Below are 16,684 nucleotides of genomic sequence, written 5' to 3' on the forward strand. Positions count from 1 at the left end.
TCAAATTAATTAAATGTCTAAAAAGATTGTTACACTCGGAGAAATAATGTTACGCCTGTCTACTCCCGGCTTTGAACGTTTTGTTCAGGCCGACTCTTTTGATGTTACCTATGGTGGCGGAGAAGCGAACGTGGCGGTGGCGCTTTGCAATTATGGGTTGAACGGATCGTTTGTTTCAAAAGTACCGGACAATGCAATTGGCCAGGCCGCCATCAATCATTTAAGACGCTATGGCGTAAATACCGATTTTGTAGCACGCGGCGGCGAACGTTTGGGGATCTACTTCCTGGAAACCGGTGCTTCCATGCGCGCTTCACAGGTGATCTACGACCGCGCAGGTGCGGCCATTGCGGAAGCGGATGCCGGTGAATTTGATTTTGATAAAATACTGGAAGGGGCAGATTGGTTTCATACTACCGGTATTACACCAGCGCTGAGTGATAAAGCAGCCGCATTAACCGAAGCAGCGTTGAAAGCGGCAAAGGCGAAGGGGATTACCACCAGCATCGATCTGAACTACCGTAAAAAATTATGGAGCAAGGAAAAAGCCCGCGAAGTGATGAGCGAGCTGTGTAAATATGTAGACGTATGCATCGGGAACGAAGAAGATGCGGAAACCACATTGGGTTTTAAGGCAAAAGATACGGATATCACCAAAGGAGAACTGAACCTGGAAGGGTATAAAGATGTGATCCGGCAGATGAAAGAAAAATTCAATTTTAAATACATCGCCTCTTCTTTACGCGAAAGTTATAGCGCCAGTGATAATGGCTGGAGCGCCCTGGTATCGGATGGTTCCGAGTTCTACCATACCAAAAAATATAATGTGCGTATTGTAGACCGTGTAGGCAGTGGCGACAGCTTTGCCAGCGGGTTGATTTATGGCCTGGTTACCGGTATGAGCATGGCGGACGCCGCAGAATTCGGTGTAGCGGCCTCTGCATTAAAGCATACCATACCCGGCGATTTAAATCATGCCACTTTAAGCGATGTAAAAGGACTGATGAAAGGGGATGCCAGCGGACGCGTACAACGCTAACGAATCTTAAATTCCACATTCCTTATTTTACATTTTACATTCCCCATGGTAATAGATACTTTACATAACGCAGCCCGCTACGAAAGCCTGCACCCCTTGTTTAAAAAGGCGTTGGACTATATGCGTCAGACAGACCTTTTAAACACGGCAGCCGGCACTTACAGCGTAGAGGAAAATACGATCAAAGCAATTATATCCGAAGCGCCCGGCAAAAAGCAGGAAACAGCCCTGGAAAAGTTTGAATGCCACAACCGGTTTATTGATATCCAGTATGTGATCAGCGGCACCGAACAGATGGGCTGGAAGCCCCGTCCCGATTGCAAAACACCCAACGGTGATTATAACCCTGAAAAGGATGTGCAGTTTTTTAAAGAGATGCCGGATCTATATTTTACACTGCATCCGGGGCAGTTTGTCATCTTCTTTCCCGAGGATGTGCACGCGCCTATGATTGGCGATGGGATCATTAAAAAATTAGTAATGAAAATAGCTTTATAAGATGGCTGTACAACAAACAATAGATACGATTATTGAACAGGGGATGTTGCCCCTGTATTTTAACGCTGATGAAACCGTAAGCGTGGAGGTATTGCGCGCTTTATATAAAGCAGGCGTAAAAGCGGTTGAATATACCAACAGGGGCGAAGCTGCTTTTTCAAATTTTAAAAGGCTGGTAGAAGTCCGCAATAGCGAAATGAAAGGGTTATTGCTGGGTATCGGAACGGTTAAAAACCGCCAGGATGCCGACAATTATTTTAACGCTGGTGCGGATTTTTTTGTAAGCCCGGGATTTGTTCCGGAAATTGCAGCCTTTGCCATAGAAAAAAATATTTTTTATGCACCAGGTTGCATGACCCCTTCTGAAATAATCGCCGCTGAAAATGCAGGCGTTAAATTCATTAAACTGTTTCCCGGCGATATGCTGGGGCCAAAATACCTGACCACTATTAAAGATATTTTCCCTAAACTGTTATTTATGCCAACAGGCGGTGTTGATACTACAAAGGAAAGTATTGAAAGTTGGTTTAAAGCAGGAGTATGCGCCGTGGGAATGGGAAGCAAACTGGTTAGTAAGCAATTGATGGCAGATAAAAATTATGGGGCTATTGAAACCGCTACCAGTGCTGTTTTGAAAACGATTCACGAAATCAAAAATAATTAATAAAAAATGCAGCAAGCCATAGGAAAATACAGGTGGACCATTTGCGCCTTATTGTTTTTTGCGACAACAGTAAATTATTTGGACCGGCAGGTGTTAAGTTTATTAGCGCCACAGCTATCGCATGAGTTTGGATGGTCCAACAGTGATTATGGAGATATTACAGCGGTTTTCCAGTTTGTATATGCTATTTCAATGCTGTTTGCGGGAAGGCTGGTGGATAAACTCGGCACAAAATGGGGCTATGCATGGGCGCTGATCATATGGTCTATCGGCGCTATTATGCATGCGGAATCTATAAATGTTGGTACAGGGTTGCAATCGATGCTGGGATGGGCAGGCCTGGCTGCGGTACCAGTATCGATCATTGGTTTTATGGCCGCACGTGCCGTATTAGGATTCGGGGAGTCCGGTAACTTTCCCGCCGCTATTAAAGCCACCGCAGAATACTTTCCAAAGAAGGAGCGTTCCCTGGCTACCGGTATTTTTAATTCCGGCTCCAATGTGGGTGCTATTTTAGCGCCGTTGACGGTGCCCTGGATTGCAAAGAACTGGGGTTGGTACACTGCTTTCTTATTTATCGGTGCAATCGGCTTTATCTGGTTACTTTTTTGGTTTTATTTTTATGATACGCCGGCAAAGCAAAAAAGACTTTCTCCGGAAGAACTGGCCTATATCCAAAGTGATGAAGACGTAAAAGTAGACCAGAACGAAAGTTCGCAGGAAGCAACCAAAGTTCCCTGGTTTAAATTGCTGGGATACAAGCAAACCTGGTCTTTCGCCGTGGGCAAATTTCTTACAGACGGGGTATGGTGGTTTTATTTATTCTGGTTGCCTAAATACCTGGAAGCGCAGTATAATATTAAAGGCACCGAACTGGCATTGCCGCTGTTTGTTCTGTACAGCATGACTATGGTAGGCAGCATAGGGGGCGGATGGTTCCCGGTGTATTTTATACGCAAAGGATATCAGGCCTATGATGGCCGTATGAAGGCGATGTTGCTCATTGCGGTCTTCCCATTAGTGGTATTGCTGGCGCAACCCCTGGGGCATATGGGCAGCTACTGGATGCCGGTATTGCTGATCGGCATCGGAGCTTCAGCGCACCAGGCCTGGAGCGCCAATATCTTTACTACGGTTTCTGATATGTTCCCTAAAAAAAGCGTGGCATCCGTTACCGGCATTGGCGGTATGGCTGGTGGCATGGGCGGCGTGTTGATTTCGCTAATAGCCGGAAAATTATTTGATTACTACCATGCGCTGGGTCATATAGAAACCGGATACTCTATCCTGTTTACCTTTTGTGCATTGGCTTATCTGATAGCCTGGGTCATTATGAAAGCGCTGGTGCCAAAGTATAAGCCCATTACTGATTTGTAATACGAATTTGAAATTAATTTATCCCGGTACCTGCCGGGATCTTTTTTAATACTTATTATGACACAACCTGTTTTTTGTAACGACGCATTAATAGAATGGACCGATTTAGGCGAAGGCGTGAAAAGAAAAATAATGACCTGGGATGAACGCATTATGATCGTGAAAGTAGCATTTGAAAAGGGGAGTATCGGAACGGTACATCAGCACATCCACACCCAGATGACCTTTATTGAAAGTGGGCGTTTTGAAGTGGAAATTGACGGGCAGAAACAGTTGCTTTCAAAGGGCGATGTATTCCGTATTCCCGCCAATGCCCTGCACGGCGTGGTTTGTATGGAAGCCGGTGTTTTAATTGATGCGTTCAGTCCCATCCGGGAGGACTTTTTGACCTCCTAGAATATTTTACCGGACGACCGTTTTGTTTTAATTTGCTGTAATGAAACAGCGTTTTTTACTGCTTTACCTTGCCTGCCTGATTGGTTATTATGGAACGGGCCAGGATGTATATGAATTAAATAGCGGATGGAAATGTTATCAAGCCTCCGAACTTGCTGCAACACCCGAACAACTATCTCAAAACTCCTACGCTATCGATTCCTGGATGCCTGCTGTTGTTCCGGGAACGGTGCTCACCACTTTGCTGGAAAACAAAAAGATCCCCGACCCTTTTTACGGGATGAACAATAATAAAATTCCGGATATCTATAATGTAGGGAAGGCCCGGTATACTTATTGGTTCTGTAAAGATTTTAAGGAAGCGATTCCTTCTGGTGACGGACAGGTGTGGTTGAATTTCCGGGGGATCAATTATAGTTGTGAAATTTACCTCAATGGAAAAAAAGTAAACAAGCAAACCTTTAAAGGCATGTTCCTGCGGCAGCGTTATAATATCACAAGGCTTTTAAATAAATCCGGGAACAACCGCCTGGCCGTGATCGTATATCCGCCGGATGCTGTGGGCAATCCTAATGGGGGCCAGGGAGGTGATGGCACGATTGCCAAAAATGTAACGCATCAATATGTTGCCGGGTGGGATTGGATCCAGCCCGTCCGTGACCGGAATACCGGTATCTGGGATAAGGTAACCATTGAGAAAACAAAGGCAGTTATTATTGTCGATCCTTTTGTAAGAACAGAAGTACCCGGCATCCGGAAGCCGGCAGGCGCGCAGGCTCCCGCCTTCATACATACGAGTGCCACCCTTGAAAATGCCAGCGCTGCAACCGTTTCCGGCATTTTAAAATATGAGATCAATCATCAGCAGGTGCGTCAGCGCGTTACCTTAAAGCCCTTTGAAAAAAAGGAAATGCAGCTTCCGGTGATCGAAATTAAAAATCCCAGACTCTGGTGGCCGAATACATATGGCCCTCAAAATCTTTATCCGGCAGCTTTTTCATTTATCAAATCCAATAATGAAATTTCAGATAGCCGCAATGTAGCAGTGGGTATCCGGGAAGTGAAGAATATATGGAACAATCACACACGCAGTATGGAAGTGCGGGTAAATGGTCAGCCGGTTTTTATAAGAGGAGGCAACTGGATCGTATCCGACGAACTGCTGCGGTTTAGTAAGGAGCGATACGATGCCGAGATCCGGTTGCACCGGGATATGGGGCTGAACCTGATCCGGGTTTGGGGCGGCGCCTTAACCGAACGCCCGGAGTTTTATGAAGCCTGTGATCGCTATGGCTTTTTGGTAATGCAGGACTTTTGGGGCTCGGGTGATTGTAATGGCCGTTGGATGGACCCCAAAAAACTGGAGGACCAATGGACACGGCGTAATTACCCCGATGATCATTCGCTGTTTATTGAATCCGCAGCGGACATGATCAGGATGATCCGCAATCATCCTTCACTGGCCATTTGGTGCGGAGGCAATGAAATAGTGCTGGCTCCGGATCTTTTTCATGCGTTGAAGGATTCTTTAATGCCCAAACTGGACGGCACCCGCTGGTTTATCGATTACTCCAACTCCGACAGCATGTCGTACAACGCCATCGGCAATAATGGCGACGGACCTTACGGGATACAGACGCTGCCTTATTTCTGGAACTATCGCACCTGGCCGTTTAATTCCGAAATCGGCTCTGTGGGAATGGGTGATTTTGCTTCTTTAAAAAGATTTATTCCTGAGAACAACCTCGTGATACCTTCCGAAAAAACAGGATCGGAAACCGTAAATGATTCGGTATGGACCTATCATAAATACATTGGCTATGGCAAATTTATTGAAGCCTATGGCGCGCCAAAAAACCTGGAAGATTTTGCCAATAAAGCGCAGTTGGTCAATTATGATCAGTACCGCACGCTGATGGAAGGGTTTATCGGTCATCAGTGGGATTGGTATACCGGTCTCATCATCTGGAAAACACAAAACCCCTGGACGGCCTTGCGGGGGCAGATGTATGATTATTACCTGGATCCCAATGCCTGCCTGTATGGATTGCATACCGCGAACCAGCCGCTGCACGGTATGTTCAGCTTTGGCGATAGCTCCATTTACATCGCCAATAATACCTGGGAGAAAAAAGATAACCTGATGCTGGTGGTAAAAGCATTCAGCATGGAGGGAAAAGAACATTTGATCACACAGGTCTTTTGCGAGGCCATTCCGCAAAATACAAAACGGATCCTATCTGTAAAAGCAGCCATTAAAGCAATGGGTAAAAATGAGGGAATGTTCCTGACGATTCAGTTGCTGGATATGAGCAAGACGATTATTGATGAGAACACCTACTGGCTGCCTGACCAGAGTGGTAACTACTCCGGGCTTAATAAAATGCCTGCGGCGCCCTTAAATATTCAGTGTAAGAAAGCCGGAGCGGGTAAGCTTGAGGTACAGCTTCAAAATCCTGAGAACGCGCCCCTGGCTTTTTTCAATCGGCTTTCAGTTGTTGATCCCAAAACGGGTAAGCGGTTACTGCCTTCGTTTTATAGCGATAATTATGTAACGGTGTTGCCGGGCGCCCGGAAGCTGATTCATATTGATTATCCGAAAGGCCCCCAAGCAGTAGCGGTATCCGTAGCGGGATGGAATGTAAAGGAGCAGTTGATCAGTATAAACTGATGGTAGCACCTGCTCGACATTAAAAAAAACGTATTACTATGTTATTTCACCATCTTTTTATTCAGTCTGTTTGTCAATTCTAAAAACTCCAGAAACGCATATTATAATAACCCGCCATCCATTTTATTAAATACCCACGGGCATGTTGATTGCAAAGGATAGTATTGCCGGAACGATTTATAAGCCGGGCCCGCCCGGATAAACCGGTCGGACGGGCCTGTGGCTCTCTGGTTCTGCTTACGCACAGGTTAACAAGGAACTGAAGTCCCTTGTTAACCTATTAAACCGAGGCTACGCCTCTTGTATGTTCGTGGGTTGGGTGAGTTCTGATCCGGTACAATGACATTCCTTGCGCCACGGAAAGTCAGGGGCTTGTTCATCAGCTCTTCAATCCGGAATTTATTCCGGATTGAAGAGCTGAGCCGAGAATTAAGTACCATCGGCACGCCCCATTTGAATTTGAAAATAATGCCGGGCTGCAGGAACCCTGCCTCTTTTCTCAATTGTCTGCCACCATGCCCAATTGATAGCAATGGGAGCGGGACGCCTAAGCTTATTATGATAATTTTGATGCCGGTTCATTATTAATTTAAAACGGAAAAGCGCTTTTCCAGTTGGATCAGCCATTGTTTTCTTTTCTTATCAGAAGTGGATTTTACCATGCTTAAGTTGATCCACTTCCTGTTTTTATACCCCATTTTCCAAAAGGTACCGGTAATGACGGCTTTGCGGATGGCATTTCCGAAAACGAGCCGGTATAATAAGCCGGGCGTATTCATGGTAGTAATCACCGTAACGCTTTTTATTTTTTTGAAAAGCGGAAGCATCCGGTAGCCGCCTGCACTATATTCATAAGCCACTCCCGGGAAAATGACTTTGTCAATAAACCCTTTTGTCAAGGCAGGCATCAGCTCCCACCATATCGGAAAGATAAAGATCAGATGATCTGCCTGGTCCAGCCTTTTTTTGTATCCGATGACCTGGGAGTCAACAGGCTGCCGCTGTTTAAATGCCCGAAGGTCGTCTGCCGTCATAACAGGGTTAAACCCTTCCTTATCCAGGTGGATCAGGTCGGTTGTGCATTGGGCGCGGGCCAGTCCTTTTATAACTGCTTTCAGAACGGCGTTGCAATAACTGCCTTCATAAGGGTGGTTGAAAATAATGGCTGCGTGCATACTTGTATTTTTTTAATAAGCACAAAGGTGCGCAGGCCGGAACGGCCATACGATAACAATTGTAAAGAAATGCTTCAGCGCCGGTTGCGGATCCTGCTAAGCGATACGGGCGTGATGCCCAGGTAGGAGGCAATATAATGCTGCGGAACACGCTGCAGGATCTCCGGCTGCTGTCGGATCAGTTCTTCGTAGCGTTTTTGAGGATTGTCTTTAATGCGCGAAAGAAACAACTGCTGGTAAAAAATCAATCGGAGAAAGGTATGCTCCTGCACTTCATTCCTTAACACGGAAGAATTGTCTAAAATAAATTGAAAATCCTTTTTTGATATACTGTGGATGACAGAAGGCTCAATGCTTTCCAGGTTAAACAGGCTGGGTTGATTGGTCCGGAAGCTTTCTACAGAAGAAACACCTGCTCCTTCAAAGAAAAATTGGAAGGTAACATCCTTGCCATTATTGTTAAACCATAACCGCAAACAACCCTTTTCAATGTAGTAGGCTGTTTTTGAGAGCTGACCTTCCCGCAATAGCAGGGTTTTTGCCGGGATCTCCCGCCGCTTAAAAAGATGACGGAACGGCTCCCACGCACCATTGATGGCTTTGTTCATAGAAAAAAATTTAAGGATTGCTGACAGGCTAAAACGGGCATATTCTTATGCTGCAGGAACCCGGCGGAAGCCAATTAATCGTATAACTCATCAATTTCTTTCCTGAATTTTTCCAGGATTACTTTTCGTTTCAAACTGAGCTTGGGTGTCATTTCCCCGGTTTCTACGCGCCATTCATCCGGTAACAAATGAAATTTCTTTATTTGTTCCACATGGTTAAAGCCGGTATTATGATAATCGATCACCGACCGGAACAACGCGTGTACCTGATCATTTTTTACGATTTCCTCCTTGGTGCCGATATCAAGCTTTTGCTCCCGCATCCAGTCCATTACTGCCGGAAAGGAAGGGACGATCAGGGCGCTTACAAATTTTTTATCATTGCCAATGACCATGATCTGTTCAATAAATTTGCTTTCCTTCATTTTGTTCTCTATCGGCTGCGGGGCTACATACTTTCCGCCACTGGTTTTCAACAATTCTTTTTTCCGATCGGTGATTTTCAGGTACCGGCCTTCAATCCATTCTCCGATATCGCCGGTGCACAGCCACCCATCCCGTATTACTTCAGCCGTAAGCTCCGGGCGCTTATAATAGCCTTGCATTACACAGGGACTTTTTACCAGTATTTCACCATCTTCGGCGATCATGGTTTCTATACCCTCAATAGCGGGCCCCACCGTGCCTATATAATTGTCTGCCTTCCGGTTAATACAAATCACCGGGCTATGCTCGGTAGGACCGTATCCTTCAAAAACGGGAATACCCGCCGCATTAAAAATGCGCAATATTTTTTCGGGCGCCGCAGCGCCACCGGTGATAATAAACTGGACATTGCCGCCCAGCGCTGCGCGCCATTTGCTGAACACCAGCCTGCGGGCGATGCTCAGCTTTTTATTATACAGCCAGCTCTTGTTCACACGGTTATCATATTGGGTACCCAGGTTCACGCTCCAATAAAACAATGCTCTTTTTATGCCCCGTAATTCTTTGCCCTTGGTCATTATTTTTTCATACACTTTTTCCAGCAAACGCGGTACGGTAGCAAAACCATCGGGTTGCACTTCTCTCAAATTGTCGGCGATGGTATCCATACTTTCTGCGTAATAAATACCAATACCGCTAAACAGATAGATATAAGTAACCGTCTTTTCAAAAATGTGGTTAAGCGGCAGAAAGCTCAGGGCCTTTGTTTGGGGTTGATCCGGAAAAGGAAAACTTTCTTTTGAAAAAAATATATTACTGATAATATTAGCGTGGCTCAGCATCACTCCTTTGGGTGTGCCGGTAGTACCAGAGGTGTAGATGATGGTGGCCGTATGCGTTGGCGTGATAGTTTGTTTTATGGCGGTCAGTTCCTGTTGCTCCGTTTCGCTGAGTGGCGCTATCAATTCCGAATAATGCGTGGCACCATCAATAGGGTCAAACGTGTAAATACCCTGGAGAAAATCATTTTTTACAGACCGCACTTTCTCCAGGAGCTCTTTATTGCTTACAAAAATAAATTTCGCACGGGATTCATTTAAAATAAACTCCAGTTCAAGCGGGTTGGTTGTGGGATAAATGGGAATCAAAATGGCGCCTGTCTGCTGCACTGCCAGGTCAGTAAAGATCCATTCAGGTCTGTTTTGGCTGATGATAGCGATCTTATCGCTACCCTCGGTTGACAGATCATTTCCTGAAACTCCTTTTTTGATCAGGCCTGAAGACAGTTGATCTACAACGATGCTCACCTCCGCCGTTGAATAGGCCCGCCATTGTCCGTTTATTTTGGCATTGAGCATATTCGGTTTCGGAAATTGCTGAAGTTGGTTCTCAATAGCGTCAAATAAACGGAAAGCAGGAAACGTCATTGTTATTCATTTAATGATTCTATAAACAATATAAGCAAAATATCTCTTAAGAACTTTCTAAACTTGTTTTTAACCAAAAGCTGCCCCGCACAGTAGCGAACGAAAAACCCTGTACCGGCATTCCGGTCGGTCGGGCGTTAAGGGTAAAGGCGTTTTCTTAAAGAGCTTAATTCTTAATGGTTCAAAAAACTTTCGATGTGAGGCTTTTTAAAGAACTTTAAAATAAAAAACCACTTCGGGATAGAAGTGGTTCAAAAAATTGATAAATGCAAGGGTTATTATTGAAAAACGCGCTCAGTACTTTGCGCCAGAGACGACATTGATTAGGCCGCCCTATTTATTGGAATATACCTGGCCCGCAGGCATCTTAAATATACGCGAGGTATGAAAGGCGGTGAACTTGTCGTATTCATCCTTATGTGCTGCAGCCCATGCTTCAAAGTTGGGTTGACTGGCAACGGGTCCAAACATCCATTGATTATACGAATCGAAGATGCCGTCCTTCATCAGTTGTTGATGCATTTCAAATAAACGGAAAGGATATTGTTTCGCAAAATTGTTCATCCAGTCCAATACAAACCGGGTGCGGATCATAGCCAGCGTTTCGGGTGTTAACCCCTGGGCGCTGATACCGGATTGCCGGGCAAAGGTTTCCAAAACCGCCTTGGCAAACGGGTTTTTTTCACGCGAAGCCGCTTGCGACAGATCAGAACTGAATAGCTGTTTATAAGAATCCAGCACCATCTGTTTGATACTATTGGATTTGGGATTAAGGCTTTGCATATTCGCATAAATCTCGCCATATAATGCCGCCCAAAGTTTTCCTTCCGGTTGTTTGTAATAGTAAATGGACGCGTTATAATAATTGTCGGCGTAAGAGGGAGCAATCTCCATCCCTTTTTCCCATTGGGAAATGGCAGCCGACCCGTTCTTCATCGCATCCAGTACCTCGCCGTATTCACTATAAAGCGGACCCGCCTTCGGAAATTTGGAGATCCCGGCTTTGTAAACCTTTTCGGCTTCTTTGGCATTTTCTGTTCCGCGATAAAGGGTTCCGGCTAGCTGATAGACTGCTACATCCGCGCTATCCGAATTCAGTACCGGTTTTATTACTTCCAATCCCTTGGCATAATCTTTCTTGTAATAATAAGCAAGCGCCAGGTCTTTTTGAAGGTCGGTGTTGTTTTGATCGGTTTGTACCGCTTTATTTAATACCATAATGGCATTGTCCATATCCCCGGACATCATAAATTTTCGGGCATTTTCACGTACGGTTGCCACATCTTCCTGGCCAAAAGCTATAACGGATCCCATTAGAAAAAGGACCGCAGTAAATACTTGTTTCATCTAGTGTAATTTTAAGTAACTGATTACCAATTTATTCTGACAATATATGAGCTGTTAAGCAAAAAGTGAGCCGAACAGTTGTTTAAAGGACGCAAAATTAAAATAAAGGGTGGTAGCATAACGATTTTTATTTTTTATAACAAAAAATTACCGGGCGGCCGGGGGCATTAATTTCGTTGTTCAGTGCTGCAGTATGATTGAATTTTGAAGTTTTTAACCACATAAGATAGGGTTGACAGATAACAGGAACATAAAGCGCATTAACACTGAGGCCGGCTTGCAAAACAAGCCTTTCCGTCTTCCGGATTCCGGGCCGTCATAACTCAAAACAAATGCGTCAATAACCCGTCCCTTAATTTGGGTTCAAACCAGGTGCTTTTTGGTGGCATTACGGCGCCCCTGTCAGCAATGGCAAATAGTTGCTGAATGCTTACTGGATACAGGCTAAAAGCGACCTGCATTTCACCGTTGTTTACCCGCCGTTCCAGTTCCCCCATTCCCCGGATGCCACCCACAAAGTCAATACGTGTATCTGTTCGCTGGTCTTGAATAGCCAATAGCTTTTTCAGTATATTTTCGGAAAGGATCGATACATCTAACACACCCACCGGATCTTCGGAATAACTGCCGCCGCGGCTTTTAAGCGTGTACCAGTTCCCTTCCAGGTACATGCCAAATTCGTGCGGTGCTTCGGGGGTAACAGCAACAGCACTGGCGGCAACTTCAAAGTCTTCCTGTAAAGCTTTTATGAATGTTGCTGCAGCATAGCCGTTCAGATCTTTCACCACACGGTTATAATCCATAATGGCAAGTTCACTTGCAGGAAAAATGACGGTGAGAAAAAAAGCTGCTTCAGGATGATCCGGCAGCGCTTTGCTTACTTTGGCCGCAGAAGCTGCGCGATGATGGCCGTCTGCAATATAGGTGGCGGGAACCTTGTCTTTAAACAGGCGGGTAATAGTAGTTATAATTTCCGCGGCGTTAACAACCCAAACCGTATGTTGCACACCGTCTGTTGCGGTAAAATCATACGCCGGCTGGTGGTTGGTTTTCCAATCGCTGACCAATAGATCCAGCGCCGCTACATTCTTATAAGCCAGGAACACCTTGCCGGTTTGCGCCCCGATCGTTCGCATATGATCAATGCGGTCCTGTTCCTTTTCCGGCCGGGTAAATTCATGTTTTTTGATCAGCCCGTTTTCATAGTCGGCCACAGAGGAGGCTGCCACCAGACCTGTTTGGCTTCTGCCGTTCCAGGTCAGCCGGTAAATATAATAGCAAGGTTGCGCTTCCTGGAAAAGGCGTCCCTGTTTGATAAAAGCATCCAGGTTTTCCCTGGCTTTTTCATAAACTGCTTTGCTGTGCACCGGCGTGTCTGCGGGCAGGTCTATTTCCGCTTTCGTAATGTGCAGAAATGAGACCGGGTTGTTTTTTGCCAAAGCCCTCGCTTCCCCGCTGCTTAAAACATCATAGGGGGGTGAAGCAAGCTGAGCGGCAATTGCTTTGTCTGGCCGCAGGGCCGAAAACGGTTTGATCGTTATCATAATTCAATTGTAGTTATGCTTTCTTTGTATCCATCTCCACAACACCGCCGGTAACGGTGTATTTCATGGCGTCGCCGGCACTGATATTGTCTATGATTTTTACTTTTGCTCTGGGTAAAATATATAACTGACCCGAAAAAGCGTAAGAATGGGGCACATAAACGCCGATCATATCATCGCCTAAATGAAACTTCTCCATCATTTCGTCGGTAACAAATCCCAACACCCACACATCGCTCCCAAATATATTGGCCAGTACCGGTTGCGTAAATTTTTTCTTATCGCCGGCAAAGGCGCGGAAAAAATCTTTAGCCGAAGTGTAAAGGATCTTAATGCCGGGGGTACGCTCCAGCCAGTGATCCAGAAAATTGAGCAGGGCCTCCATTATGATGGAGCTGCTGACCCATCCGATAAAAAAGATAAAGGCAATAATAATAATAAAGCCCAGACCGGGAATGCCGATAAAAGGCCGCAGGAAATTATCCACCCAGTTAAAAAACAGGTACAGGATGTAAATAGTGAGGGCGATGGGCGCCAGTATAATAAGCCCCTGTATAAAATAACGGAAAAGCTTTTTTACGAAACCATCGTCGTCGCTGTTTTCAATTGATGCCATAGTGGAACAAAAATAAATGGTTTTACTTGCAAACCGGGTTTTCAGGTATTAGGATATTCCCGGGTTCTCACAGATTGCTCAGATTTACACAGATTTTTGAAAGCCCCCGCTGCGTCGTTGCTCCGTTGCGTCGCTGCTGCTAATAATAAACCGGTGTCAATTTTATTAAAATACTTGTGATGCTGATTGACGGATGGGGTATCGCTGCAGGATCAACTTATAGGCCGAGCCGATGGCTCTCTACTTTTAGTTGCGCGCTTTTAACAAGAAACTAAAGTTCCTTGTTAACCCATTAAACCGAGGCTACGCCTCTTCGACGTTTACTGACTGGAGGTTTCAACTAGTTTAATCATATGCTCAATGTGACAGAAAGCCAGAGGCTTGCGTTCTTCAGGTTACTTCGGAATTTATTCCGAAGTAATGAGCCAAATATAGGGGATTGAGTGCCATCGGCACGACCCATTTCGAAAGCAACCCCAGGCCTGCTATTGCTCTTAGCTAACGAGCACCCCACTTGCTTTGATCACAATGAAGGAGAATCCATAAGTCCATTATGATAATTTTGATACCGGTTTATCATAAAAACTAAGCAACTCACAAAATTGCTCAGGTTTACACAGATTTTTGAAAGCCCCCGCTGCGCCGTTGCTCCCTTGCGTCGCTGCGAGAAACCCTTAGCACTTTTGCGTGGAATCAGTGCGCTTTATACCCCATCTCGCACGAAATACATAAAAAAGTAAATACCCGGCTTTCACCGGCAAAATTATGCCGTTCACCGGTATCGATGGGGGCGTCAGGAAGGATCGGGATAACTTCGGTTAAGTTTTTTGAAAATTCCACTCAGGAAACTTTGATTGTGCTAAAAGTTTCCATAGTTTCGCCGCGCAAATGGAAGAAATAAGCGAGCATAAATTACGGATACGGGAACAGGCCCTCCAACTGTTTTTTCAATACGGTACCCGCAGTGTTAGTATGGACGACATTGCGGGGGCTGTGGGCAGCAGTAAAAAAACCATCTACCAGTATTATACAGATAAGGACGACCTGGTGAGCGATGCGATTGAAAACGTACTGCTTGATAATTGCCGGGAATGTGAGTCGGTGATAGCCATTGCTGATAATGCCATTCATGAAGGGTTTCTGGCTATTGATCAAACCTCGCAATTGTTCCGGAGCATGAACCCGGTGCTGATGAATGATCTGAAGAAGTACCATGCTGCGGCCTATAAAAAGTTTATAAACTATAAGGGCGAGTTCATTTATCAGATCATTGTCAATAATATGAAACGGGGGATTGCAGAGGGGCTGTACCGGGAGGATCTGAATATTGAAGTGATGGCGCGCTTTAGAGTGGAAAGTATTATCATACCCTTTCTCCCGGATTTTTATGGCAAAGTGCCCACCGGTCTTTTTGAAGTGCAGCGGGAACTGTTTTATTTCTTCCTCCACGGAATGGCCACCATCAAAGGACAAAAGTTAATAGAAAAATATAAAAAACGTAAACCAAAAAACAGTTCAGATGCAAAAGATTAGGTTGATCGTATTAGCGGCTGCAGGACTGTTTGCACTATACCATGCAAACGCCCAGGACAGCAGTCATTATTTTAGTTTACAGCAGGCATTGGAGTATGGCCGGCAGCATAATGCACAGGTGAAAAATGCTTTGCTGGATATCCAGTTACAGGAGCAGGTAAACCGGGAAGTAACCGGGAGCGCTTATCCGCAGATAAGCGGCCGGGCCGGCATTACTGATAACGTAAAAATTTCCAAGATATTTCTTCCCGCAGGCTCACCCAATTTTTTTGAAGGCAGCAGCACGCCCTTAACTAAAGATACGTACGTTTCGGCAGCGCTTTTTTCTGCACCATGGAGCGGGGTTGCAGGGGTTACGCTTACGCAACTCTTGTTTGACGGACAAGTATTTACCGGCCTTCAGGCGAGAAAAACATTGATCAATTATAAAGAAAAAGCGGCCGATGTAACATTTGAACAAATAAGACTGAACATCGCCAAGATCTATTACCAATTGGTTGTGAGCAAAACGCAATTAGCCCTGATTGACAGCAATCTTTCTTTTGTGCAAAAGAACATTCACGATACCAAAATTATGTATGATAACGGTTTTGCGGAGAATGTGGATATAGATAAGCTGACCGTTACGCAGGCCAACCTGCTATCGCAAAAAAAACAGGTAACCAATGCCACTGCAAATGGTTATTTGGCATTAAAAATGTTAATGGGGATGCCCATGAAGGAGGAGCTGGTACTTACCGATGAGCTTACTGATGACAAATTAAAGGAAGGGATAATTGAAAGTGTTACAGCGTTTGATTATAGCCAGCGAAAAGATTTTCAGGCGGCCGTATTGGGCAGAAAACTGAACGAGTTGGAAATACAACGATATAAATATAGTAAGATTCCTTCCGTTGCGCTGAATGGCTCCTGGGATTATATGACGCAGACCAACAGGATGCCTAAAATGTTTAATGGCACCGCAGAATGGTATCCTGTTAGCTCGTTATCCCTTAATATCAACATCCCTATTTTTAACGGGTTTGCTACGAATGCGAGAATCGCACAGGCAAAAATCAAACTGCAGCAAACGGAAAATCAGATCGATGCGCTTAAATTAACTATTGATCAGGAGCGGGAATCTGCAGTAAATACTTTTAAATCAGCCATCACTGACATGGATTACCAAAAGCAAAACATGCAATTGGCTGAAAAAGTATACAACCAAACTAAAAAGAAGTATGAAACAGGAACGGGGAGCCAGTTGGAGATTGACAACGCACGGGTACAATTGCAGGCTGCTCAAACCAATTACTACACTGCATTGTATAATGCGATCATTGCCAAAGTAGATTTCTTAAAAGCAACAGGTAAACTATAACCG

Annotated in this window: 14 protein-coding genes; 8 read left to right on the top strand and 6 right to left on the bottom strand. The window is 45.0% G+C overall.

Features of this window, described 5'->3' with window-relative positions; all coding sequences use genetic code 11:
- Window positions 1–13 precede the first annotated feature (13 nt).
- From NIASO_RS17385 to NIASO_RS17410, 6 genes are read left to right on the top strand one after another with little or no spacing between them, the layout of a single operon-like run.
- A complete protein-coding gene (locus tag NIASO_RS17385) occupies window positions 14–1,039 on the top strand; it encodes a sugar kinase (RefSeq protein ID WP_008588106.1) in 1,026 nt (341 codons plus the stop codon).
- 45 nt (window positions 1,040–1,084) lie between these two features.
- Window positions 1,085–1,537 carry a YhcH/YjgK/YiaL family protein gene (locus tag NIASO_RS17390; RefSeq protein WP_008588107.1) on the top strand — a complete coding sequence of 151 codons (453 nt, stop codon included), beginning with the start codon at window positions 1,085–1,087 and terminating at the stop codon, window positions 1,535–1,537.
- Window position 1,538: 1 nt separating this feature from the next.
- Complete coding sequence (locus NIASO_RS17395; RefSeq protein ID WP_008588109.1) at window positions 1,539–2,201, top strand: bifunctional 4-hydroxy-2-oxoglutarate aldolase/2-dehydro-3-deoxy-phosphogluconate aldolase; 663 nt, start codon at window positions 1,539–1,541, stop codon at window positions 2,199–2,201.
- A 6-nt stretch (window positions 2,202–2,207) separates the two neighbouring features.
- On the top strand, window positions 2,208–3,578 hold the full coding sequence (locus NIASO_RS17400; protein WP_008588110.1) for an MFS transporter: 1,371 nt from the start codon (window positions 2,208–2,210) through the stop codon (window positions 3,576–3,578).
- A 57-nt stretch (window positions 3,579–3,635) separates the two neighbouring features.
- Window positions 3,636–3,974 carry a cupin domain-containing protein gene (locus NIASO_RS17405; protein WP_008588112.1) on the top strand — a complete coding sequence of 113 codons (339 nt, stop codon included), beginning with the start codon at window positions 3,636–3,638 and terminating at the stop codon, window positions 3,972–3,974.
- Between the two features lie 40 nt (window positions 3,975–4,014).
- Complete coding sequence (locus NIASO_RS17410) at window positions 4,015–6,645, top strand: glycoside hydrolase family 2 protein (RefSeq protein WP_008588114.1); 2,631 nt, start codon at window positions 4,015–4,017, stop codon at window positions 6,643–6,645.
- A 584-nt stretch (window positions 6,646–7,229) separates the two neighbouring features.
- Here the strand turns inward: NIASO_RS17410 and NIASO_RS17415 are convergent.
- The 6 genes from NIASO_RS17415 to NIASO_RS17440 all read right to left on the bottom strand — a co-directional run bounded on the left by NIASO_RS17415 (window position 7,230) and on the right by NIASO_RS17440 (window position 13,788).
- Complete coding sequence (locus NIASO_RS17415) at window positions 7,230–7,820, bottom strand: NAD(P)H-dependent oxidoreductase (protein WP_008588116.1); 591 nt, start codon at window positions 7,818–7,820, stop codon at window positions 7,230–7,232.
- A gap of 74 nt (window positions 7,821–7,894) precedes the next feature.
- Window positions 7,895–8,428, bottom strand: coding sequence for a Crp/Fnr family transcriptional regulator (locus NIASO_RS17420; protein ID WP_008588117.1), 534 nt, complete (start codon window positions 8,426–8,428; stop codon window positions 7,895–7,897).
- Window positions 8,429–8,502: 74 nt separating this feature from the next.
- Window positions 8,503–10,281 carry an AMP-dependent synthetase/ligase gene (locus NIASO_RS17425; RefSeq protein ID WP_008588119.1) on the bottom strand — a complete coding sequence of 593 codons (1,779 nt, stop codon included), beginning with the start codon at window positions 10,279–10,281 and terminating at the stop codon, window positions 8,503–8,505.
- A gap of 333 nt (window positions 10,282–10,614) precedes the next feature.
- The gene (locus NIASO_RS17430; protein WP_008588121.1) at window positions 10,615–11,628 is read right to left on the bottom strand and encodes a tetratricopeptide repeat protein; all 1,014 of its coding nucleotides are present in this window, start codon (window positions 11,626–11,628) and stop codon (window positions 10,615–10,617) included.
- Window positions 11,629–11,951: 323 nt separating this feature from the next.
- Window positions 11,952–13,172, bottom strand: coding sequence for a DUF1015 domain-containing protein (locus NIASO_RS17435; RefSeq protein ID WP_008588123.1), 1,221 nt, complete (start codon window positions 13,170–13,172; stop codon window positions 11,952–11,954).
- A gap of 13 nt (window positions 13,173–13,185) precedes the next feature.
- A complete protein-coding gene (locus NIASO_RS17440; protein WP_008588125.1) occupies window positions 13,186–13,788 on the bottom strand; it encodes a DUF502 domain-containing protein in 603 nt (200 codons plus the stop codon).
- Window positions 13,789–14,676: 888 nt separating this feature from the next.
- Here NIASO_RS17440 and NIASO_RS17445 point away from each other — a divergent pair.
- Both NIASO_RS17445 and NIASO_RS17450 read left to right on the top strand, forming a co-directional pair.
- Window positions 14,677–15,321 (top strand): TetR/AcrR family transcriptional regulator, encoded by a 645-nt coding sequence (locus NIASO_RS17445; RefSeq protein ID WP_008588127.1) that lies wholly within the window; start codon window positions 14,677–14,679, stop codon window positions 15,319–15,321.
- On the top strand, window positions 15,308–16,681 hold the full coding sequence (locus NIASO_RS17450; RefSeq protein ID WP_008588129.1) for a TolC family protein: 1,374 nt from the start codon (window positions 15,308–15,310) through the stop codon (window positions 16,679–16,681). Before NIASO_RS17445 ends, NIASO_RS17450 begins: the two co-directional genes overlap by 14 nt.
- The last annotated feature ends 3 nt before the right edge of the window (window positions 16,682–16,684 follow it).

The sequence above is a fragment of the Niabella soli DSM 19437 genome (genome assembly GCF_000243115.2).
Taxonomy (GTDB): Bacteria; Bacteroidota; Bacteroidia; order Chitinophagales; family Chitinophagaceae; genus Niabella; species Niabella soli.

What these genes read in the sequence shown, in the direction of transcription:
- NIASO_RS17405 (WP_008588112.1), top strand. Translation starts at nt 3,636, where the DNA reads ATGACACAACCTGTTTTTTGTAACGACGCATTAATAGAATGGACCGAT.
- NIASO_RS17440 (WP_008588125.1), bottom strand. Translation starts at nt 13,788, where the DNA reads ATGGCATCAATTGAAAACAGCGACGACGATGGTTTCGTAAAAAAGCTT.
- NIASO_RS17420 (WP_008588117.1), bottom strand. Translation starts at nt 8,428, where the DNA reads ATGAACAAAGCCATCAATGGTGCGTGGGAGCCGTTCCGTCATCTTTTT.
- NIASO_RS17430 (WP_008588121.1), bottom strand. Translation starts at nt 11,628, where the DNA reads ATGAAACAAGTATTTACTGCGGTCCTTTTTCTAATGGGATCCGTTATA.
- NIASO_RS17435 (WP_008588123.1), bottom strand. Translation starts at nt 13,172, where the DNA reads ATGATAACGATCAAACCGTTTTCGGCCCTGCGGCCAGACAAAGCAATT.
- NIASO_RS17390 (WP_008588107.1), top strand. Translation starts at nt 1,085, where the DNA reads ATGGTAATAGATACTTTACATAACGCAGCCCGCTACGAAAGCCTGCAC.
- NIASO_RS17450 (WP_008588129.1), top strand. Translation starts at nt 15,308, where the DNA reads ATGCAAAAGATTAGGTTGATCGTATTAGCGGCTGCAGGACTGTTTGCA.
- NIASO_RS17400 (WP_008588110.1), top strand. Translation starts at nt 2,208, where the DNA reads ATGCAGCAAGCCATAGGAAAATACAGGTGGACCATTTGCGCCTTATTG.
- NIASO_RS17410 (WP_008588114.1), top strand. Translation starts at nt 4,015, where the DNA reads ATGAAACAGCGTTTTTTACTGCTTTACCTTGCCTGCCTGATTGGTTAT.
- NIASO_RS17445 (WP_008588127.1), top strand. Translation starts at nt 14,677, where the DNA reads ATGGAAGAAATAAGCGAGCATAAATTACGGATACGGGAACAGGCCCTC.
- NIASO_RS17425 (WP_008588119.1), bottom strand. Translation starts at nt 10,281, where the DNA reads ATGACGTTTCCTGCTTTCCGTTTATTTGACGCTATTGAGAACCAACTT.
- NIASO_RS17415 (WP_008588116.1), bottom strand. Translation starts at nt 7,820, where the DNA reads ATGCACGCAGCCATTATTTTCAACCACCCTTATGAAGGCAGTTATTGC.
- NIASO_RS17395 (WP_008588109.1), top strand. Translation starts at nt 1,539, where the DNA reads ATGGCTGTACAACAAACAATAGATACGATTATTGAACAGGGGATGTTG.
- NIASO_RS17385 (WP_008588106.1), top strand. Translation starts at nt 14, where the DNA reads ATGTCTAAAAAGATTGTTACACTCGGAGAAATAATGTTACGCCTGTCT.